The sequence below is a fragment of the Stieleria magnilauensis genome (assembly GCA_007753675.1).
GTDB classification, from domain to species: Bacteria; Planctomycetota; Planctomycetia; order Pirellulales; family Pirellulaceae; genus Stieleria; species Stieleria magnilauensis.
The window spans coordinates 6429275-6451318 of sequence record CP036432.1; the positions used below are offsets into that span (position 1 = coordinate 6429275).

Genomic DNA, 22044 nt, shown 5'->3' on the forward strand with positions numbered 1-22044 from the left:
AGTCGACGGTGCGGGTGAGTTCCACCGACAAAAAATGGACAATTGCAAATTCGGTCCGCCATTTGCTGTGCAATTGGTTCAGAACCGGGAGACTAGAAAATGGAAATTCAAACACAAACCCACTCGCCGAGTTGCGTCAGAGCATCGACGCCTATTATCCGACCGCCAACTCCATCATGTTGAAACACGAACTTTTGCTGCCCGAGGGAATTAGAGAGCTGCAAACGCTCAGCGTCTCGGAACTACAAACGAAACTGGCGACAACAGACGCAGGGCTTTCGACGGCCGATGCCAAGGCACGATTAGCGCAATACGGACCGAACGAATTGCCCGAAGAGTCGGTCAATCCGCTATTGAAATTCCTCAGCTACTTCTGGGGACCGATCCCATGGATGATCGAAGCCGCCGTCGCCCTGTCTGCAGTCGCGCAGCACTGGCCCGATTTTGCCATCATCCTGGTGTTGCTGCTCGCCAATGCTATTGTCGGTTTCTGGGAAGAGCACCAAGCGGGCAATGCAATCGCGGCACTCAAAGCCAAGCTGGCGATCAAGGCCCGTGTGATGCGTGACGGAAAATGGGTCACGATACCGGTGCGAGAAGTCGTCCCAGGCGATGTGATTCGGCTTCGACTGGGGGATATCGTTCCAGCCGACGCAAAGCTATTGGGCGAAAACGCTGGCGAACACACCGCCTATCCAGACGATCCACGGGGCCCAAGTCGGGCGACGTTGGCTAAGAATGCCATTCAAGTCGACCAGTCGGCGTTGACCGGCGAATCGTTGCCAGCGGACCGGAAGCCCGGCGATGCAGTCTATTCGGGTTCCATCGTGCGGCAAGGTGAAATCGACGCGTTCGTCTACGCCACCGGCACGGATTCCTACTTTGGGCAAACCGCTCGATTAGTGCAGCAAGCTCACACCACCAGCCACTTTCAACGCGCCGTTCTCAACATCGGCAACTACTTGATCATGTTGGCCGTCGGCTTGGTCTCGCTGATTATCATGGTTGCGTTGTTTCGTGGCGACCCGATGTTGCAAACACTTCAGTTTGCGCTCGTGTTGACCGTCGCTGCGATCCCGGTTGCAATGCCGACCGTGCTGTCGGTGACGATGGCTGTGGGTGCAAGGTTACTGGCAAAGAAGGAAGCGATTGTCACGCGTCTCGCTGCGATCGAAGAGTTGGCCGGTGTCGATATCCTGTGCAGCGACAAGACAGGGACCCTGACCCAGAACAAGCTAACACTGGGTGACCCCTTCTTGATGGATGGCGTATCCAAGGACGAAATCTTATTGGCTGCTGCCTTGGCGTCGCGTGCCGAGAATCTGGATGCGATCGACGAAGCGGTCTTGGCGTGGTGCGATTCCAGCAAGACCCGCAGCTACCGAGTCAGCCATTTCCAGCCATTCGATCCGGTTCAAAAGCGCACCGAAGCCACGGTTCACGCCGATGACGGCGGTGAGTTTAAAACAACCAAGGGGGCACCCCAGATCATTATTGAACTGGTTGACAATCCAGGGGCGATACGAGATCGCGTCAATGTGGCGGTGAATGAGTTCGCATCGCGAGGGTTTCGCTCGTTAGGGGTGGCGCAGTACGACGATCACAATCAATGGCGGTTCTTGGGTGTGTTGCCGTTATTTGACCCACCGCGTGAACAGGCAAAGTCAACGATCGAGAACGCTCGGGAAATGGGCGTTTCCGTCAAGATGGTCACGGGCGACGCCCTGGCCATCGCTCGCGAAACGTCTGCGAAATTGGGATTGGGAAACAACCTCATCGACGCGACCAGTTTCGGAGACACCAAGCATCACGAGGGGGCTGCGCTTGGCGAATTGATCGAGCGGGCGGATGGATTCGCACAAGTCTTTCCTGAGCACAAGTTCCATATTGTCGACGTTCTGCAGCAACGTGGGCACATCGTCGGCATGACGGGTGATGGAGTCAACGACGCGCCGGCATTGAAAAAAGCCGACTGTGGAATCGCAGTTTCAGGGGCAACGGATGCAGCACGAGCCGCCGCGTCGATCGTGCTAATGACGCCGGGCCTGTCAGTGATCGTCGATGCCATCAAGGAGAGCCGCAAGATCTTTCAACGGATGAATAGCTATGCGATTTACCGCATCGCTGAAACACTGCGGGTGCTGCTATTCATGACGCTGGCCATTCTGGTTTTCAATTTCTATCCGTTGACTGCCGTGATGATCGTAATGCTGGCACTGCTCAACGACGGAGCGATTTTGTCGATCGCATATGACAATGTTCGCTACAAAAAACAACCCGAGTCGTGGAACATGCGGATGGTGCTGGGGGTCGCAACGGTCTTGGGCGTGATCGGACCGATCGCTGCCTTTGGGTTGTTTTACATTGCCGACCGAGTCTACCAGTTGGACCGGCCGCACATCCAAACGCTGATGTACTTGATGTTGTCGGTCGCGGGACACATGACGATATTCCTCGCACGCACGCGCGGTCCATTCTGGTCGTCCGCACCCGCACCGATCTTGTTGGCCGCGGTGGTAGGGACGCAGGTGATTGCCACGTTGATCGCCGTCTACGGACTTTTTATGACTCCGTTGGGCTGGGGTTGGGCATCCTTTGTATGGGGTTATGCGATAGCTTGGTTCTTGGTCAGTGATCGCATCAAGTTGCTGGCATATCAAGCTTTCGATCCCGTGAAAGTTTTTAGTCGCCGTCGACAATCGATGTAGCCGAACTCGCCAGAATTTCGACTTCATTGGGTTCCCGATCCAATCTCCGGCGAAATCAACCCTTGTTGACTGGCGTTCAACAAGCCGGTATGCTTCCGTCGATCAATGCATCGGAGCACTTGGCATGAACAAAACGAATCATCAATTTGGCCTGCGCCTACGCCAAGATCGTGAAAGAGCCGGGATGACGGTACGTCAATTGGCCGAAGCGGCTTCCATCAACTACTCCTACATCACCAAGATCGAAAAGAGCACCGGCAAATCGGGCGTTTCTGATGTTGTGGTGCGAGCGTTGGCGGCAGCTTTGGATGCCGACGAATACGAGTACCTGTACCTAAGCCAATTGGTTCCCGAGTCGATCGAGCCAATCTTCGCGACCGACGAATCTCGAGAGTTCTTACACGAAGTCACCTCGCGGAAGTTGAACGCGGACGATTGGCAAGCCCTACAGCGTTGCTTGGAGTCACGGGCGAGTTACGACAACACTCGCCGGACCAAGACGAAGCCCAGCAGCGTCGCTTAAAACGGCAGTCACACGAAAACAAACATTGTGCGGGCAACCGTGTCCACTGAATCCAGCACTCCCGAATACCGAAACCTCATCGAAGCGTTGGGCCTTGCGCCCAGCAACGACGGTGGCGGCGTGCTCAGCGGAGACTCGCTTCGTGACGCCAGGACAAGTTTCAGGTCGAGCCACTTGCTCGACAAGCATTTTCGCTACGCATCCGTTCTCGATACAGACAACCTGGGCGTGACGGACGTTTTTGAAGTCAACGGAACGCCCTGCATCTACTTCAAGAGTTTGTCTGCGGAGCCGACGGCGGAGCAGATTCATCACTGGCATCGGACGGCCTGGAATCATGGTTTGGGGCGAATGCTCTGGATCGTCACGCCGAAATCGCTCCGCGTACTCAATGCGTTTCATCCACCGCCGGAGGAAACAACGAGTCTTCCCAAGCGACATCCGGCGGAACTGTTGCAAGAGGCCACCGACGACCTAGAACAAATCCGCAAGTACGAACTGGACCGCATTGGCTTGGAAAGCGGCCAGTTTTGGACGACGAAAGCGGGCCGGAAGATCAACAAGGCGACCCGGATCGACGAAAAGTTGGCTGCTGATCTTGGCAAGGCTGCCCAGCTTTTGACGGTTGCCGGTTGTGATCCGCTAGCGGCACACCGTTTGATGCTGCGCACGATGTTCACGGCCTATCTGGAGGCTCGCGGTGTTCTGCCAAATGAGCTGTTCGCTGACTTGAAGAGTGAGTCGTTCAAGGAAGTACTGACCAGCGTCAAAGAAACACAAGCGTTCTTTGAGGGAATGCGAACGACTTTCAACGGCGATCTCTTCCCGCCGCCACCGACCAAGGGTTCGCCCAACGAGTCCTATCGTTATGCAAAGCCGCAATTGGAGATCGCCCGTTCGATCGTCATCCGACGCGACCTGACAAGCGGCCAGTTGTCGCTCGACTTCTGGCGTTACGATTTCGAGATCATTCCGATTGAATTGATAAGTTCGATCTATGAGCGTTTCATCTACGCGGGCGATCCGAAACTGGCGAAGGAGCGCGGCACCCACTACACGCCTGTCAATCTAGTGGACCTCGTGTTTTCGCAGGTGTTCGATGATGGATTGTTTTCCGAGCCGCTGAGCGACAAGCCAAAAGTACTGGATTTGGCGTGTGGGTCAGGTGTCTTTCTTGTCGATGCGTTCCGTCGTTTGGTTGCTCGCCGCGTGGCGGAGGGAAAGGAGAAGCTAAGCCGAACATTGGTTCGCGATGTCTTGGCCAAACAGCTCTTTGGCGTTGACCTGGAGGAAACGGCGATTGAGATTGCCGCGTTCAGCCTTTGTTTGACCGCGTTTGAACTGGACCCGTCGCCCGACTCGATCAAACAATTGAAATTCAAAGATAGCCTGAAGGAGCGAAACCTATTCGTCGGTGATGCTTTTCAATCGGACGGGTTCGCGGAACGGCCCGAGTTCAAGAACAAGCAGTTTTCGATCGTCGTTGGCAACCCACCTTGGAAGAAGACACGCGGTTCCAAAACCAGTGCGGAAACAAGTGCCAAGTCGCACATTGCGTTTTGTGATTCCCTTGATCCTCCTGTCCAACTGGGATTCCGATCACCAATCGACCAAGCGTTCATTTGGCGAAGCCAGCACTTTTGCGATCCCGGTGGGCGAATCGGATTGATCGTCGATGCAAAGAACTTCTTCAGCCCGCAACCACAGTCGCAACTCGCCAAACAAGATTTGTTCGGACGAATGCGACCGAGGGTGCTGTTGAATTTGTCGTCGCATCACAACAAAGAATTGTTCCCTTCGGCCGAACAGCCAGCCATGATTTTCGTTGCGGAAAACACCAAGCCAACGGTGCATGACGAGGTAACGATCGCGTCCACCGAACGAAGTGAACGGTTTCGCAAGCACGGGATTGTTGAGCTGTTCTTTGACCGCGTGAATTCACTTTCGTTCGCGAACGTTCGCCAGCACGAATACTTGCTGAAACTCGCGATCAACGGCGGGCCAAGAGACTTCGCGATCTTGAAAGGGCTGTACCGAGAGTTCTCTACGGTTGGTGATGTACTCGACCAATGGGGAACCGCACTGATGCCGGGCTACAAGGGGAGGGATGCCGGAGCAGACGTCCCGAAAAACATGGTTGGCATGCGTATGCTGGAAGATCACCAGCTAGAACTGCTCTATCAGCCGACCGATTCGCTACCGAAATTTGAGTATGAACGGATGCATCGGCCTCGCGATCTTCGATCGTATTTGGCACCACTAGCGATTGTTCCGCAGGGGCTTTCAGGCAACCGTCTCGCGGCCACCACAGTTGAACAAGACGTGATCTATGCAAGGTCATACTCGGGCATGCCAGTTGGCCATCCTTTCCAGTCGCAGGTTCTCGCATGCTTCTTCAATTCATCACTCGCCGCTTATTGCTTTCTGCACACTGCCTCGCGATTCGGAATTGACCGCCAAATCGCCGAGCAGAATGACTTTGCACGACTGCCGTTCCGCGACTTTGATACAAAAGACGATGCGGTGATGGAGATGGTCCGCCTAGTTGCACAAGCAAGACGTGACGGTTCGTTTGATGATTTTGCAGCACTCGACACTGCAGTTTTTGATTTCTTTTCTTTGGAAAATTGGCAACGGGACTATGTGACCGATGTTGTCAACGTTGACATGGACTTTGTCCGCAACGGAACCAATTCAGATGGTTGCAATACCGCCGAAGCGAGTGAACTGGCTTCTTATGCCGATACCGTCTGCTCTACGATCCGCGGCAACATCGGCGATACAAAGTTAAAAGTAACCGCCGACATCATCGAAGCGTTGGAAGATATCTGCGCGGTCGTCATCCGTTTCGACGAATCCCGTAATCGAAAGGTCCAAACGATCGCGCGAGCGGACTTTAATTACTCGGGACGACTCGCCGAACTACTGCACTCGCCGTTGACCGCGACGTTCCAACTTCGACGCTCGCTCGTGTACTTTGACGGAGACCGCTGCATCATCGTCAAGCTTTCGCAAAAACGATTCTGGTCGCGGGCTCGCGGATACGATGATGCGGATTCCATCCTCGCAGAATTGGTTCGGCCGTAGGGGCTTGATCGTTGGCAAATGGAACCTTCGGCCGCTTGAACGCCGATGTGCGTCACGACGCGCAGTGGGGGATTCTATGCACTTCATTAGACATATTGCACGAAGCGTGGCCGGATGTCATCACGGACGCTGGTTTTGAAGCTGCGATGGACGAAGATTCGATCACAAATATCTTGCGACAGAAAATGCGTGCAGTGAAGGCCCAAAGATCGCCCCCGCCGGAAATGCGATTCGAGAGAGAGGCCCAGTCGGACGCAGTGGATGACGACACTCCGCTGGGACTGATCGACATCATGGTCTGCTACACCTGGAATGAGGTGACGCATTTAGTGATCGAATGCAAACGTATTTGGAGCACCGACAATTCACTCGCACTGAAGTACGTACGGGAAGGTGTTTGTCGATTTGCGTCCGGCAAATACAGTGCGGGTCACGCGCTCGGAGCAATGGTGGGTTATGTGCTGTGCGGTAACGCTATCGGCTGCATTGACCGCATCAAGCGAACACTTCTCAAAGAGCCTGTTTCAGTAACGGGATACGACAAAATTCACGGATGGAAGAACACTCAAGCCGTGGTTGCATCCAAGACACTGGGACGGACGAAACATACACAGAAGTCTCATCGCTACAAAATATCGCTGTTGCACACATTTGTTGAAGTGACCTCGTCATTCTAGCGGCCGGGCGCAAGCTCAATGCATCTACTTTGTAGCGGTACGATGCGAGTGGGTTGTTGATATAGCCGGCGAAGCAGAGTTGATTGTGAGCCGCTGGCCGTAAGGCGCCTCGGGTCCGTTGCAGCGTTTATTGGTTGGCGCCAACGTGATTTGGTTGCGTAACAGACCCGGCCGCTTACGCGATCACGGCTCACCAGGTCAGCAAGTCTGCTCGCGCCTTACCGCCAACAATACAACCCGATTGGTGCCAAAGTAGATGGCATTGGGCGCAAGCTCTCCGGCACGCTACGGCAATCCAGTACCGAGACCGGACGGTTCGCGCCGTTCGGGTAAAACGTCCAGTGAGTTCACAAACGTAGCACCATCACGGGACAATGAGCCAGTCGGACGACTCTTTCGGCGGTTGAACCGATCAGCAGACGTTTAAATCCGGTGCGGCCGTGCGAAGGAAGCACAATCAAATCGAATTCGTTGGATTCCGCATAAGCAGCGATGCCGTGGGCAGGTTCGTCCACGATGGTGTCGTAATTCAGACCGTGGTGTCGTGCGTCGCCAAGCTCGCCGTGCAGCATCTTGAGAGCTTGGGCTTGATGGTCCGCGTCGATTTCGGCGGCCAGGTCGACGTTGGGTAAATCCAACACCCTGCCAGCGCCTAGTTCCATTCCCATGTCGCCGGAGTACCCGTAGAGCGGCGAGGGGTCAACCACGTGCAATACCGTGACATTCTCGTTCTTGCCAGCAATCTTCATCGCAGTGTCGATCGCCGATTGCGAGAACTTGGAGAAGTCATAGGGGGCCAGGAGTTTTTGGTTTTCAAAGTAGTTCATGGATTCGTCTTATCGTTTGGATCGGCTCAGGAAGGTTGTTAATGGTCGCTTGGAATCAAGAACTCCTTGATTTTCGAAAGGCGGTAGCCCCAGGCTTGTGCGAATTCGACTCGCGGCGGCATCGTGATTTCTTTTCCGTTGCAAACCACGTCGACGACGAATGGCTTCGGAGTGCAAATTGCATTGACGAGCGGATTCATGGCGCCACTGACGATGCCGCTGCCCAGTCATTACTCCAATCTGCTGGCGGATCAGTTAGCAACACGCCGGGTTCAAGGTATTCGTACAATTCGGCAATTGATGCAGTTCCGGTCGAATTCCTTCCGCCAACCAGCGGAAGTGGGCGAGGATAGGATAGTTACGCAGCAAGCTGTGGCGTGATTGGGTGATGTCCCAGCACCCCAGCAACAACAGAGGAATCAGGGCAACCAACGGAATCAGCCAAACAGACGATACCAATACCCCGATGCAAAGGAAAAGAAATGCAAGCCCAAGGACGATGGCAAAGGTGGAGTAGCGGAGCATGGTGATTGCTTGTTAGCGGAACGGCGCGAGCGGCCTCGCCCCTGGGAAATCGTGAACTACCGGCAGGCTTGCGCTGGGCCGCCAGATTGCAGTGTCAGGCGTCGGCAGCGCTGCGTCCGATCAGATAGTACAGTACCATGCCAACAAAAGGTAAAAACAGAACTAGCAGAATCCACAATAGCTTGTGCCCAATGCCTCCTCGGCCCATCAGCAGGCTGAAGATCGCGATGATATCGAGTACTAGCACAATCGTGCCGAGAATGCCGTGGCTGGTTTGGAAGGTGTATGCGAGCAGGTCCATGCATTGATATCCTTAGCGTAACGGGACGATTCGTCAGACTGGGGGCGTGATGGCTTGAAGTGAGGTAGCTGAAGGCTTGCGTCAGGCTGCTAGGGAGTGGTCGCAGTCATATCTGTTTGTATCCATTCGCGTGCCTTGGCTACATCAGCGATGTCAAAGTATTGGATCATTGCGGACGTAAAAGGCTTGCAGAATACTGCCATGCCCTTCTCCCATTTGTTTTCACCGACAATCGCCAGTCGTTCAATGTGTCCGTGGTGCTTGAGATCGAATTTGATGTCTTCCCATAACGCCCCGGCGTCCCACCCGTGAAAGTCGTGCAGGACGACTAGCATACGAATCTTGCCGAACTCGGCGATTCTCTCTTCGGTCATCGGCAAGAAGGCATCGTAAGCCTCTTTGGACAACCTGCCTGAAACCTGCACTTCAATGATTTTGCCTTCGGCGTGTTCGACGATGATGAACGACATAGCTTGGTTCCCTGCGTTAGAAGCGTATTTTCAATCCCTACCTCGCCAGAGATTGGATTGTTGTCGGAAACCCAACACATTGGCGACCTATGCGTTGACTGATGGCGGCATGCTGCGTGCCAATTCGCTAAAGTAATGCAATTTGCGAGTCTAGGCCACTGAAACGACCAGATATTGGCCAATGCGGACAAATGCTGCTCGGTTCGGCATGTCATTGAACTGCGACTTGTGCAAACTTCGAATCACGGTTAGCGTTCCATCTGTCCAGGGTGGCCTTGCTGTCGGGGGCAGCTGCCGGCGGCCAGGCGTCACCCACGTAAATTCTGTAGCGGCCGCTCCCCACGTCTCTAGCACGCAGTTCATCGGCGTTGACGCTGAGGCGGCGCCTTGACGTCACTGGGGTATCTCTGAGCCCTACTTCCGCTCGACTCCCAACGGGCGGTGCGGCGTGCGGTCAAGGGGTTCAGTCTTTCGCTAAGAGAAAGGCCCACTGAATCACGCATCGCATGTCACGAGGGAGTCTGGCGTCTGTTGATCCACCACGGGCCACGAGAGATCAAAACGCATTCGCGGTAGCATCCCTGGTAACCTACGGCCAGAAGACCCCTAAAGCTGGCGATAACCTTGAGCTGGCGATAGCCCTGCTCGCCATCCTGTCAACATACATAGATAGAACGCATGCCTACTGGGGGCAATTAGTTCGTGCAATCCTGCTCATACCGAATCGGGGATAACCGTTTTAATCTCACCGATTACGCTGAGCGGAAACGTGATAGTCTGGTCCGTACGAACGCCCTCGGGGATCTCAACAAAACGGCACGCGACCACGGTGATGTTGTCGCTGCCACCGCCTTCATTCGCTTCTTCGACAAGCAAACGACACGCTTCGTCCATTCGTTCTGCGCTGGAAATGACGTTGCCGATGCGTTTTCGACTGAGATATTTGGTCAGCCCATCGGAGCAGAGTATCAGCGAGTCACCGATCCGAAGATCGATTGACGTCAAGTCTGAATAGACGTCTCCGGAGCCACCCACGACGTTCCATAACATTTGGTGCATCTTGCCTTTCGGATCAGGCTGCATTTCGTTGGAATGCATGCGATGTGAAGCGGACACTGCACCAAGAGTATGGTCATTGGTTAGCTGATGAGTCTTTCCGTCGCGATTCAAGTAGCAACGACTATCGCCTGCGTGAACCAAATACAATTTCGGCCACAAGACAAATGCCAATGTAAGCGTCGATCCCATTCCTCGTTGCGAGGGAGCGCCCGCAACTTCACGATCGATCATCCGTTGGCAATGTGGAAGCATGTCAATGAAACACTCAAGGATCGGATCATGGCTTCCGTCGTCTGTTTGTATTGCATCGGTCGGCATCGCACGACAACCGGGTGCGTTCAGCAAGAAGTCGACGATTCCTTCGACCGCCAACTGACTGGCCCGCTCTCCTGCCGCGTGGCCACCCATCCCGTCTGCCACGACTAGAATCTTTCCTCGTCCCTCACCGAACATTCGAGTGTGATGATTGATTGGCAAACTAGATTGAAAAACCTTCATGGTTCGACCAACATCCGCGATCATGAATTGGTCTTCATTTGTTTCGCGTTTTCGGCCGATATCGGTCATTCCGAAGACTTCGATTCGGTGAGACATGAGTGCTCCATTCGTGTTCGTGAAGTGGCAAGAGTCAAACGGAGATCGGTTATCAGCTCAAGTAGCGTCGCAACACGTCGGATTCCTCATTTTGCAATAGCGCGTAGATCGCTCGCTGCTCGATTTGACGAATTCGTTCGCGGGAGATGCCGAAGACCCTTGCAACGTCCGCAAGTGATCGCGATTCACCGTCGTCTAGCCCGAACCGAAGTTTCAAGACTTTGCGCTCTCGCGGTTCTAGGTGCCCAAGCAATGAGTTGATTCGGTAGCGTAGTTCAACCAATTCCACCGACTCGACTGGATTCTCAGTTCGCGTACAGGGTAAGCGACTGCCCTGTGGCCTGACTTCTTGATCGGCAAATCCGGACGCGTCCAAGCTAATGATCGCACCAATGGAATGCTCCACCCTTTGAAACTGGGTTTCCGTCAATCCAATTAACGCACAGAGTTCACGACGGCTTGGTTTGTGTCCAATCTCCTGCCTGAGTTGTCCAATTGCCTTCATGACCCTTGTTGCCTCAGCCATCGCGTGGGGAGGCAGTTTGACCGTCCGGCTTTGGGTGGCAGCAGCACGAATGACCGCCTGTCGAATCCACCAAGTCGCATAGGTCGAAAACTTGAATCCACGACGATGATCGAATTTCTCGGCGGCCCTCATCAGACCGGCGTTACCTTCTTGGATCAGGTCCAGCAATGCGACGCCGCGACCGCGGTACTTCTTTGCGACCGAGATCACCAAACGAAGGTTGCCTTCGCATAAATCCTTTTTCGCCTGAACGTATCGCGAGTATTCATATTGGATTTTGGCGAATCGGTATCGAAATCGCGACGGCGTGTGCGCTGTCGCGAAGCTGAACGCTCGAATTTCGGCTTCGGACGTTTTTTGCTGACGTACGTATCGTGTTGCCTGTCGATCCAGCTCAAGTAACGTCGCGTAGTGGCGTTCAACGTAATCGAACTTCACTCCGACTTCTTCAACCAAACGGATCGCCCGTTCACGTCGCCGCAGGAAGCGAGCATAGGTGCCCCGCCTTCTTCGCCGAGTAGTGGATCGTTTGGTTGACGTCGCGAAATCATCGGATTGGGAATCAAGAATGGCGATCAGTGTCCGCAAGTTGGACTGGAGAGTAGCGACGGCGCGTGCTTTGGCACGTTGATCTCGAATTTCAAAGTCGAGCACTCGATCGGCGCGACCACCTCCATCGGCAAGGACAATCAGTTCCTCAGTGACTGCTTGCATCACCGAACCGATCCGCAACATTTCGCGACGGACCACTGTGCGGGCATTGTCGATTTCAGTAGCAAGTTCCAACTCGCGAGATCGAGAGAGGAGTGGTGTATGACCCATTTGTTGCAAGTAGATTGCAGTCGAGTCAGCCATCTCGTCGTAAGAGTCAGTCGAGGTCGTCGTCTGACCTGTCCACGTGTCCGCTGATGTGATTGAGACCACGGTATTACCTAGTTCGATGAGGTTGGCCTTTGCAGCGCATTGACAATGCGACGCACGACCTACTTGCTAAGCAACAATCATGCCGAACATGAATCGGCCTATCGGCGGGCGTTCTGCGACAGCGGATCCTGGCAATCGAGGCATCATGCCTCACTGGGGCATAATTGTGCTGTCACATAGTTGCTCGCTGGAGGCAAGGGCGATCCACCCCGATCCGGATGAGTCGCAGGATAATTGAGCAACTCGCCGAATCATTCTTTGGAGGTCAGGACCAGAAAACCTCGGCTCGTCTCCGACGATGAATCAACGGTCACCATCGACGAGTGCAGCAATGGATGGCGAACCCAACAAGGAGGCAGCTTGTATCGGGCGACATCCATCAGCAAGAACATATCTTCTTGCGAGTGGAAAGCAGCTAGTGGCGAGAAGTGCCCATGTCCTTTCTGGCCCAGACATCGACGATCAAAGTCTACGATGACCCGTTTGCTTGGATCGCCCACCGCACCCACCAAGAGCATTCGACATTCGTCGACCGATAGCTCATCCGCCTTTATGACATCGACGGTGACGGCGAAGAGAGATAGCATTGTTGCTAGCTGCGCCAGAGTATTTCCGTGTTTCTCGACCTCAATCGGACGACGAAAGTGAAGTACGTCGTCGGTGAAGAAGTTGTCCTGAGTAAATACCTTATATGGGTAGATTTGCGGTGAGTCTGGAGCTGGAACGCAAAGCGAATTTAAAGCCGTGACGGCACTGGCAATTCCACAATAGGTCATGAACTCTTCGCTAACGAATGAGCGGCACAAGCTCCAGAAATGCGGCTTGATGTCGGCATGATCGAAGAGGTCAGCGCCTTGCTGACAATTGGTATAAACAATGTCGGCGATAGGCACGTTCTGTGGTGACGTGTTTGGCTGCATTCTCGGTTCCTAATCAGGCTGATCGCTAGTGGAAGCTCGTTTAGACTCGACATGCTCCGGCTGAAACCCCATGCCAATGTACTTTCCGGCCAAACGTCTCAGGATCGGAGCGAACAGCCACGCTCCGATTTTGGCATACCACGGAACAAGGATCGCCTGATCGGGCGACGTGTTTCCGCCGAACAGCATCGCGTGCATGCGAACCTGCCAGTGTTGCGTTTTGCGAGCCGCCGGTTCGCGGCGAGTTTGGACCGCTTGCAGATGCTTGGTTGCGAGCGAACCAGAACGCAGCGGCTCGGTCAGGAGGTTTGCCGCAGCCACCGCATCCTGAATCGCGACATTGATTCCCACTCCGCCCATCGGTGACATCGCATGTGCGGCATCACCAATAAAAAGCAATCCATCTTCGTACCATTTCGGTAGGTGATTGACCTGCACGGTCAGCAGCTTGACGTCTTTCCAATCGCCCAGTCCTTCCGCGACCTGCTTTAGCGAGGGACACACCACGCCAATCGTTTCACGAAAATGATTGAGTCCACGCTGCTTAATTGCGTCAAATCCGCCTTTGCGAATAATCATCGCGACTTGATAGTGAGTGCGACGCGGGATGGTGACCAGCATGTGGCCGTCTCTGAACCACGCCAACGTGTGACCATCGTCTTCTGCCGGACGATCCAGTCGGAACCAAAGTGCGTCAATCGGCACGCCGTCCTCGATGACCTGCTGATTCGTGGCCGCGCGAAGGGTCGAACTGCGTCCGTCGGCTGCAACGACCAGATCAGCTCGAATCGTGTACTCGCCATCAGGCGATTCACATCGTACGCCGACCACCTTGCCGTGCTCGCGGATCACGTCGCTGGCATGAGTATTCATCCGCAGATCGAACGTGTCGAACTTTCGCCCTTGCTCGCTGAGAAGAGTCAGGAAATCCCACTGCGGGACGAAGCCAATGAATTTGCACTTTGTTGGCAGATGGGCGAACGTCGGACCGGCGATCGATCGACCTTCAAAATTCACATACAGCTGTTCCGCTCGAAAATCGGTGATTTCAAGGACTTGGTCGAGCAGTCCCAGTTCGTTCATCAGTTCCAGAGTGGAAGGATGAATCGTGTCGCCCCGAAAGTCGCGCAGAAAATCCGCGTGCTTCTCCAACACGACGACCGGCACCCCGGCGCGGGCCAGTAAAAAGCCAAGAAAGATTCCCGCAGGTCCGCCGCCCACGATGCAACAGGTAGTGGTTTCAACTTTGTCCATTTTCATTAGTTCTCGATTTTGTCAACTTTCGGATTGAATTATCCTCGATTGACCAGTCATTGCCATCGGTGCCCAACGATGTGGCTGCGAATTCGCGGCAAATTCTGCTTGCCAAGCTGCAGCCAGTCGATGACGTCGGTGTCATCAGTACTCGGACGAGAAGAATTCGATAGAATACACTTCCGGTTGATTCACGGCGAATTAGGAACCATGAGCATAACGAATCGACGATCGCATACTCAGCATTCAAGGAGAGACTCATGCAGGATCAAATCAAAATCAACGACGCAATTACCGTTGGAGCACAGCCCACGGCTGAACAACTCAGCGGTCTCAAAGATTCGGGATTTCGGTCGGTCCTGAATCTGCGAGCCGACGGCGAAGACGATCAACCTCTGTCGCCTCATGACGAAGGCGAACAAGCCAAACAGCTCGGCCTCGAATATGAGAACATTCCTGTCACGATGAAGACCATGTCGCCGGAACTCGTCGATCGCGTTCGAGGTCAGTTCGGCAAACTGCCAACGCCAATCTACGTTCACTGCCAGAAAGGAAAACGTGCGGGCGCGATGGCAATGATGCACACCGCCTGCGAAGCGGGCAAGAGCGGTGACGAGACGTTGGCGATGGCCGAGCAAATGGGGTTTGAGTGTAACCAGCCACAGCTTGCCGAGTTCGTGAAGAGTTACGTGGACAACAATCGCAAATAGGAAACGCAACGATGCTGCTATATCAACGCTTCGTACCGGGGTTGGCGATCGCCTCTTACGTGGTCGGCGACGAACGGAGCGGTCAGGCCGTCGTCGTCGATCCGACGAGAGATGTCGACGACTACATTCGCTACGCCAAGGACAACGATTTGCACATTCGTCATGTGCTGGAAACCCACGTGCATGCCGACTACGTCTGTGGGTCGAGTGAACTGAAGGCTCGTCTGGGAAAGGACGTTGAAATCCATTGCTCAGGCGCTGGCGACGATGAGTGGACTCCGCCTTATGCCGACCATGTTGTCAGCGATGGAGATGAAGTCGCCGTCGGCAGCGTACGGCTTAAAGCCATGCACACTCCCGGTCACACACCAGAGCACACGTCTTGGGCGCTTTACGATGACTCCCGCAGTCGAGATACGCCGTGGCTCATTTTCACGGGTGACTTTCTGTTTGTGGGCGATGTCGGACGCCCGGACTTGCTCGGCAAGGAAGCTCAGCAGCAACTTGCCCATCAGCTCTACCAAAGCGTCTTCGAGCGTCTGTCCGGTTGGCCCGACATCACCGAGATTTTTCCGGGACACGGAGCGGGATCACTCTGCGGCAAAGCAATCAGCTCGCGCCGCAGCTCGACTGTTGGATACGAACGTCGTTTCAATGCGTCACTCAAGGAGAAGCCAGAGGCCGGATGGGTTGCGGACTTGTTGGGCGACATGCCGTTGACTCCGCCGTATTTTCGGCGCATGAAGCAAGTCAACAGCAAGGGACCAAAGGCTATCGGAAATCTGCAATCGGGCGAGCAGCGATGGAATGCGAAGAGCGTGCATGAGCGCGTTTGCGATAACTGTCTGATTGTAGACGTTCGGTCCAAGGAAGCGTTCTCAGCCGCCCACATTCCCGGCTCGATCAATATTCCCTTCGGTCCGACGTTGCCGACTTGGGCCGGCTGGGTATTGCCGTACGACCGACCGACGCTGCTTGTTCTGGATGAACCCGGACGACTGCAGGAAGTCAATACACATCTGTTGCGTGTCGGATTCGACGACGTTCGGGGGTACTTGGAAGGCGGCATCGATGCGTGGGAGACCAGCGGTTTTGAATTGACCACGCTCAAGACGCAGTCCGTCCACGAGCTACAAAAATCGATCTCGCACTCGCAGGACGCGATCACGGTCTTGGATGTACGGACGGAGAAAGAATGGAACAGCGGCCATATTGACCGAGCGCTCCACATTCACGGCGGGACGTTGCAAGATCGGTACTCGGAAATCTCGCGAGACAAGCCGGTCGCAGTGATCTGCGGCAGCGGCTATCGCGGCAGCATCGCGGCCTCGTTCCTGCAGCGTGAAGGCTATGAGAGGGTCTCCAACGTGATGGGTGGAATGAGTGCGTGGAAGGCTGCCGAATTGCCTACGGAGAAGAACAACTCGTGACGGTGTCAATACTGCTTGCCCTCGTTTTGGCAATGCTGGTTGGCCTGTCGTTGGGAATGCTCGGTAGCGGCGGGGCGATCGTGATGTTGCCCGTGCTCGTTTACGTTGCCGGAGTCTCGGCACAGAACGCGGTGAGCATGTCGCTGGCGATCGTTGGCGGCACGAGCGTTCTTGGGGCGTTTGCCCAGTTTCGCAAAGGACACTTTCATCTCAAGGCGACGATCATCTTTTCCGCCACGGGCGTTGCGGGAGCCTTTCTGCTCGCAGCTTGCGTGGGCATGCTCGTCGGTAACTGGGCTTCTTCGCGCGTGACAGAATCGTCGCTCAAACGTGGCTTCGCGTGGTTTGTCATCCTCACGGCGGTCGTGATTGGCACCGTCAATATTTACGGACTGTTCAAGCCATCAGTACATCCGCGTGCGGCCAGCGCTGCCCAAATGATACCAGCCGGAAATGCGATCGCATGAGCTAAGTCGGCGGCCAACAGGTGGCCGTCTTCCGGAAGATGAAATGCGGACCACGCCAGTCGGGATAGCAGTACAACGCCAACGGCTGACAGGACGGGCGTTCGCCACTTCTTCCAACTCGCAATGCCAAACCCAAGACACCCGTAATACCCTGCCGATGGGCCGACATCGCGAATCGAGTACAGCAGATCGCCACGCAATGTCTGCATGGCCGACAAGGGAAGACTAATACCAAGCGAAACGATCAGCAGCGTCAGTAGGTGAATCCCGAAGAATGTCACCATCGCCCGCCGGGTTCCCTGCGACCACTCGACCCAGCCCACGGCACCCGCAAACATGGTGAGCGAAGCATAGAATTTCCAGCCACCGGCGGTGAACAGGATCGACGTCAACAGCCGATGCAGATGTCCTTCGAGCAACAGCTTCGTCGAATAACCTGCATCATGATGAAGCTCGGTATCAAGCGGACCTACATGCGTGTGACCGTAGATGCCGAATCCGATCAGCAGTGCCAGAGCGACCAACGTGAATGGAAGACGCTGAATGGGACGCTGGCGAATGTCTGTTTCATTGATGCGCGAAATCACAACGTTCCGACCGCGCCAGCGATGATCAACGATTGTTGAAAGCCTGACGAGACCGAGTCCGCTTTGTCCTGTGGAGTGAACAACGACGGGTTATCAGTATGCAACTCCGTTAGCAGTTCGGCGAGGCGCTCAGCAATACGGACGTTCGTGCGATCGGCTGTCTCGACAAGAAAACGCTCTACGTATCGAAGGTCGTGGTTGCTGGGGTTGATCGATTCACCCGGAGCCACCTGCTGTTTGACCATCAACGTCAATCGTCGGGCGTCAGAATCGGTCAGCAGCCCCGTGTTGTGGGTAATGTTGTGACGTAGTTGCCATAGTATTCCAAGCGTCTTCGCACGCTCACGCTCAGCAGCAGGTTGCTGCCTTGCGTTGGGAAAGAGATTCTCCCAAGGCTGGTCGTCAAAATGGCATTTCAGCAACTGCCGAAAGCGCTCGTTGACGCCTTGATTGCTCAGCCATGTGTCCGACTCACAGAGCGCTCGCCCGACGGTGCCAGCGTCGAATTGAATACTTAGCAACCCCGCACTCGCCGAAAACTGGTCGAAACGGTTGTCGATGGTGTAGCTGGCGATCGAATCCACGCACAAAATCGCCAACTCCTTAATGAACCGTTCAAACGCCTCGATCAGGCTTACCAGTACCATCCGATGCAGTGACGATAGGTGTCGGTCAAGCACATTCTGATAAACGGCCTGACCATCAATGTGGTCATTCACATACTTAAGCATCGCGACACTACCACCGATTCGTCGCTCAAAATTTCGTATCGGCGCGACATGGTTCGCCGGATTGGCTTGCGTGTGTTGAAGGAGATCGCGAACCTTCTGGTTCAGATCAATCGGAGGACGACCCGGCATGGTTACCCCTACTTCTCAGGCAGCGTTTTCTTCAGCGTCTTTTGCCGCTGCGGGGTCTTCCATCATCAGCCACTGCCAATCATCATCAGCCCACTGCAATAGAAATGTCCGAGCACTTGAATTGTTGTTTTTGTCTGCCATGTCATCCATCTGCTCCAGTTCCATGGCCTCGCCTTTCGCGGTTATGCCTTCGCGCGGGTCAAAGATGAGGGCGTTCTTGTCAACCTTCTGCAACGCTTTGATCAATTCATCAGGCGGGCAAGGGAAGTTCACGAACGATGTCAGAAGCGGATCACCGTCGACAAACCACCACATTTCACCCTGCTGCTCGATCCAACTGGCGAGATCAGTCGCTTTGATCGTGTAGTACGGTAATTGAATTTGATTTGGCATTGTGTCGGTCTGTTGACGCTCTTGTCCGTACACGTTCGTGTGGAGTTCTAATTCGTCTCTACATTTTACGCTTGAAAGCCGTTCCAGTAAAGTTTCTCTCCTTCCGCATCGGCGACGTTCATGCAGTGCGGGCAGCAGCACTGGCTCACGTTGCGACGACAATCGACACTGGCATGGTGAAGAGGGAAATGCGCTCGTGCTTGTCAAACGTAAAGCCGGATTCGGTGACCAGCTTCTCCAGCGGGATCGGCTGGCAATCGACGATGTGCGGAAAATGCGTGTGCATCCAGATGTAGGTTCGTTCCAGCACACTTTCCTCGTCGCCTTCTTCGACCGACGCCATACTCACAACGCCAAGCCTTCCACCGGGCTTCAGCACTCGGCGACATTCCGCCAACACGACCGGTATGGTTTCCAATGGGAACAGCTCCAATGTAAAGCTCATCGTGACGATATCAAATGTATCATCCTGCATCGGTAGCGGCGGAACCGCCCCGACCAGCAACTCAACACGACTCTCGATAGCGGCTTTTGACACTCGCTTCTGAGCGACCTCTTGCATACCGGGAGAAATGTCGATTCCAGTGACGTGACCGCTTTCACCCGCTGACTCAGCCAGCTCGACGATCGAATGCCCGGTTCCATAACCAATTTCGAGCACCGATTCCCCGGGTTGCACATCGAGTAACTTCAGACCGCGTTGGCGTGCCTCATGTTCGCCGCCGTCGGCGATCAAGTCGTAAGCGTGGCTGATTCGATCGTAAAACTGTTGTGTGAGATTGGTTGCCATGGCGTGCTCGCAACTTGGAGGCGGTTGGTGCTGTCGTGTCGATCGGATGTCGCAGTTTAACAAGATTGGGCGACCGGAGAAGTCAGACACCGTCGGCTCCTGACATTAAGGAGCGGAGTCGGCATGGTCTTCGACTGAGACTCGTCGGCTGCTGATTCTATTCGCGATGATCCAAACAAGCAGCGACCAAACAATGCCAGCGGTCCATCCGGCCAAGACGTCGGTGGGATAGTGCGCGCCAAGATAAACGCGGCTGAGTCCAACGAGGAATGTCGCGGCGAAGACTGCGGACCGCCCATTCATCGAAGGCCTGCGTATCGCCTTCGATCACTTCTTCGGCGAGCTCAATGAATCCCCAAGTCCCTCCGACCACGATCAACGCAGCCAACAACCAGATGGGCTCACGGGACCACGAGGACGGGATCAAATTCAGCAAGCGACGCAACATCGATTCTTCCAGCCTTTTACGAACGCGCAACGGGTTTACTCGACCGCGACTTGGCGTTTAGCCGGCTGGAATCGTCAGCGTTGGTCCCTGCTTGGCCGCATCGCCTTCCTGCACGGCGAGATTGTAAAGCAAGAGCACAAACGCCAGTGTTTCCTTTGACGTTATGTCCCGATCATCAATGTAAAACCAACAGCCGCGATAGGGAACTGCCACGGCGGCACGCTCGGGCTTTTCGCAGGAGCATTTGATGGTCATGAGATCGCCCGTCAACTGTGACCAGTCGAAGTCGTGACCTGCCGAGTCAAACGTGACTGTCACCAAACCACACTCGACATGCTGCGGCGGCACGCGGACTCCCTGCGAGAGATAGTACATCGCTTCCAGCATACTGCGGGTACTGACGACGAGCTTGTCATACGACTGGGGTCGATTCAGAACGAATCCTGATTTTTCCTGCTCCATCTCATAAGACACCTGCGCAGTGGACAGATTCAGCAGGGAAGCAAGTTCGACATGAAGCCCGCTGCCAACCACCTCGGGGGCGAATTGGAGAGCCAGATAGTCTTCATCTCTGTCCTTGCTCCACAGCTGCCAACCTCTTCCATCCTTGGAGGCACGGTATTCAAAGCCTTTTTCCGCTGCCGCAAGCACGTCGGCAGCCAACAAAGCATCCTGCTTCACGGCCACGCCAACCTGCTCCGCCTGATTAGTGCGGGTTGCTTGAGCGATCTCGACCTGCCGATGTTCCTGAAGGTCTTCGAGCAAGTCGACCGCAGCCGCGAATTGTTCAAAGCTGGGCTTAAGTTCAGGTGTCGGCCCGCCCGCCGCGGTCGCGTTGTCCACATCGTTGATGCTTTGCACGGTCAGTCGCAGGACACGCTCGAACGACCAGCCGGTGCGGGTCAATTGGTCAATCGTGTCCAGCGTGAACGGCGTCAGCAGACGATTGTTAAATTCCTGATCCTGTAACGGCGTGTACGTCAACGTCGGTGTGTCAGTCGCCTGCAATGACAATGAGCCGAAGACCTTGTCAAAGAACATCGGGTGAGAGCTGACCGTTCCGTTCCCCTGATAGGCGTATTGCTGGGTGATGTTCGGTATCGAGAGGAATTCGGGCGGCTCGGCATACCGCAGTCGCACGAGGTTCAACAGCATCTCTTCCTGTGCGGTCTGCTGAACCGCGTGGTTGTAAGGAAGGCGGCTATTCTGCAGTGACTTCGGCCCCAGCCGACACCCGCAACAGCAGGCAGCGATCACCAGCAACAGTGCAATCTTTGAAACACGCTCACCACCAAACATCGCACCACCCACTCAAATTCAGCGATTATCGTCCACGCAGGGCCTCCGGAAGCTCAGCGCAAAATCCGTACACCTTATAAACGGAATCGGTCATGCAGGCTGTATCAATTAAATCAGAGAAACGGTGGCCTCACGCCTATCGCATCCCCCCCAGTTTGCCGCCGTGGTTGTATCGCTTTCATTGAGTTGGTGCACTTGGTAATACAAAAAAACCAAGGGGTGTGAAGACGGATTACTTCTCCGCGTGACAGCATGTTCAGAATTACGAACAGAAGATGTTGCCCAAGTCACGATCGACGTAAGCGTTCTATCTTTCCATGTTGACGGGAGCGGTAGCGTGGTGGGTTTCTTTCCACTTTTGGAGAAACCCATGGCAGGATTGCCCAACCCACAACTTGCCCGACAGTGGGGAGAGCGACTCGATCGATTTGAGCACTCCGATTCGACCGTCGAAAACTTCTGCGAATTCAGACGTGATGGCGAGCGAAGCTATCGCCAGCTTCAGGGGTCTTCTGGCCGTAGGTTATCAGCGATGCGACCGCGAAAGCGTTTTGATCTCTCGTGGCCCGTGGTGGATCGATAGACGCCTGACTCCCTCGTGACATGCGATGCGTGATCCAGTGGGTCCTTCTTTTAGCCAAAGACCGAATCCCTTGACCGCACTT

20 protein-coding genes are annotated in these 22044 nt (G+C 54.7%); 7 read left to right on the plus strand and 13 right to left on the minus strand.

Annotation, left to right across the window (positions count from 1 at the left end; translation table 11 throughout):
- The first annotated feature begins 131 nt into the window (after positions 1 to 131).
- The 4 genes from TBK1r_RS22975 (at position 132) to TBK1r_RS22990 (ending at position 6995) form a co-directional block, all read left to right on the plus strand.
- Complete coding sequence (locus tag TBK1r_RS22975) at positions 132 to 2708, plus strand: plasma-membrane proton-efflux P-type ATPase (RefSeq protein WP_473772447.1); 2577 nt, start codon at positions 132 to 134, stop codon at positions 2706 to 2708.
- A 124-nt stretch (positions 2709 to 2832) separates the two neighbouring features.
- Positions 2833 to 3231: a helix-turn-helix domain-containing protein gene (locus TBK1r_RS22980; RefSeq protein WP_145215985.1), complete on the plus strand. Its 399-nt coding sequence runs from the start codon at positions 2833 to 2835 to the stop codon at positions 3229 to 3231.
- 39 nt (positions 3232 to 3270) lie between these two features.
- Positions 3271 to 6318, plus strand: coding sequence for an N-6 DNA methylase (locus TBK1r_RS22985; protein ID WP_145215988.1), 3048 nt, complete (start codon positions 3271 to 3273; stop codon positions 6316 to 6318).
- Between the two features lie 11 nt (positions 6319 to 6329).
- Positions 6330 to 6995 carry a hypothetical protein gene (locus tag TBK1r_RS22990; protein ID WP_145215991.1) on the plus strand — a complete coding sequence of 222 codons (666 nt, stop codon included), beginning with the start codon at positions 6330 to 6332 and terminating at the stop codon, positions 6993 to 6995.
- A gap of 347 nt (positions 6996 to 7342) precedes the next feature.
- Here the strand turns inward: TBK1r_RS22990 and TBK1r_RS22995 are convergent, their stop codons facing one another.
- The 7 genes from TBK1r_RS22995 to TBK1r_RS23030 all read right to left on the minus strand — a co-directional run bounded on the left by TBK1r_RS22995 (position 7343) and on the right by TBK1r_RS23030 (position 14395).
- Entirely contained in the window at positions 7343 to 7822 is a 480-nt protein-coding gene (locus TBK1r_RS22995; RefSeq protein WP_145215994.1) for a universal stress protein, read from the minus strand.
- A 619-nt stretch (positions 7823 to 8441) separates the two neighbouring features.
- Positions 8442 to 8648 carry a PLDc N-terminal domain-containing protein gene (locus TBK1r_RS23005; RefSeq protein ID WP_145216000.1) on the minus strand — a complete coding sequence of 69 codons (207 nt, stop codon included), beginning with the start codon at positions 8646 to 8648 and terminating at the stop codon, positions 8442 to 8444.
- Between the two features lie 89 nt (positions 8649 to 8737).
- Positions 8738 to 9118 carry a SpoIIAA family protein gene (locus TBK1r_RS23010; RefSeq protein ID WP_145216002.1) on the minus strand — a complete coding sequence of 127 codons (381 nt, stop codon included), beginning with the start codon at positions 9116 to 9118 and terminating at the stop codon, positions 8738 to 8740.
- A 714-nt stretch (positions 9119 to 9832) separates the two neighbouring features.
- Entirely contained in the window at positions 9833 to 10771 is a 939-nt protein-coding gene (locus tag TBK1r_RS23015; RefSeq protein ID WP_145216005.1) for a PP2C family protein-serine/threonine phosphatase, read from the minus strand.
- A 52-nt stretch (positions 10772 to 10823) separates the two neighbouring features.
- On the minus strand, positions 10824 to 12152 hold the full coding sequence (locus TBK1r_RS23020) for an RNA polymerase sigma factor RpoD/SigA (RefSeq protein WP_145216009.1): 1329 nt from the start codon (positions 12150 to 12152) through the stop codon (positions 10824 to 10826).
- A 320-nt stretch (positions 12153 to 12472) separates the two neighbouring features.
- Entirely contained in the window at positions 12473 to 13141 is a 669-nt protein-coding gene (locus TBK1r_RS23025) for a phytochelatin synthase family protein (RefSeq protein WP_145216012.1), read from the minus strand.
- A gap of 9 nt (positions 13142 to 13150) precedes the next feature.
- Positions 13151 to 14395, minus strand: coding sequence for an FAD-dependent oxidoreductase (locus TBK1r_RS23030; RefSeq protein WP_419580303.1), 1245 nt, complete (start codon positions 14393 to 14395; stop codon positions 13151 to 13153).
- Positions 14396 to 14655: 260 nt separating this feature from the next.
- Between TBK1r_RS23030 and TBK1r_RS23035 the strand changes: the two genes are divergently transcribed.
- The 3 genes from TBK1r_RS23035 to TBK1r_RS23045 are packed head-to-tail and all read left to right on the plus strand — an operon-like array spanning position 14656 to position 17002.
- Entirely contained in the window at positions 14656 to 15105 is a 450-nt protein-coding gene (locus TBK1r_RS23035) for a protein tyrosine phosphatase family protein (protein WP_145216019.1), read from the plus strand.
- Between the two features lie 11 nt (positions 15106 to 15116).
- A complete protein-coding gene (locus TBK1r_RS23040; RefSeq protein WP_145216023.1) occupies positions 15117 to 16535 on the plus strand; it encodes an MBL fold metallo-hydrolase in 1419 nt (472 codons plus the stop codon).
- 32 nt (positions 16536 to 16567) lie between these two features.
- Positions 16568 to 17002 (plus strand): TSUP family transporter, encoded by a 435-nt coding sequence (locus TBK1r_RS23045; RefSeq protein WP_419581592.1) that lies wholly within the window; start codon positions 16568 to 16570, stop codon positions 17000 to 17002.
- On the opposite strand, the gene TBK1r_RS23050 is transcribed toward TBK1r_RS23045, so the two are convergent.
- The 6 genes from TBK1r_RS23050 to TBK1r_RS23075 form a co-directional block, all read right to left on the minus strand.
- Complete coding sequence (locus TBK1r_RS23050) at positions 16921 to 17589, minus strand: hypothetical protein (RefSeq protein ID WP_145216029.1); 669 nt, start codon at positions 17587 to 17589, stop codon at positions 16921 to 16923. The genes TBK1r_RS23045 and TBK1r_RS23050 overlap by 82 nt on opposite strands.
- Complete coding sequence (locus tag TBK1r_RS23055; protein WP_145216032.1) at positions 17586 to 18449, minus strand: hypothetical protein; 864 nt, start codon at positions 18447 to 18449, stop codon at positions 17586 to 17588. Before TBK1r_RS23055 ends, TBK1r_RS23050 begins: the two co-directional genes overlap by 4 nt.
- Positions 18450 to 18464: 15 nt before the next feature.
- Positions 18465 to 18842: a hypothetical protein gene (locus TBK1r_RS23060; RefSeq protein WP_145216035.1), complete on the minus strand. Its 378-nt coding sequence runs from the start codon at positions 18840 to 18842 to the stop codon at positions 18465 to 18467.
- Between the two features lie 145 nt (positions 18843 to 18987).
- Positions 18988 to 19632: a class I SAM-dependent methyltransferase gene (locus TBK1r_RS23065; protein ID WP_145216038.1), complete on the minus strand. Its 645-nt coding sequence runs from the start codon at positions 19630 to 19632 to the stop codon at positions 18988 to 18990.
- 105 nt (positions 19633 to 19737) lie between these two features.
- Entirely contained in the window at positions 19738 to 19935 is a 198-nt protein-coding gene (locus tag TBK1r_RS38995; RefSeq protein ID WP_419580304.1) for a phosphatase PAP2 family protein, read from the minus strand.
- Positions 19936 to 20137: 202 nt separating this feature from the next.
- Positions 20138 to 21379 carry a hypothetical protein gene (locus tag TBK1r_RS23075; protein ID WP_145216041.1) on the minus strand — a complete coding sequence of 414 codons (1242 nt, stop codon included), beginning with the start codon at positions 21377 to 21379 and terminating at the stop codon, positions 20138 to 20140.
- Between the last annotated feature and the right edge of the window lie 665 nt (positions 21380 to 22044).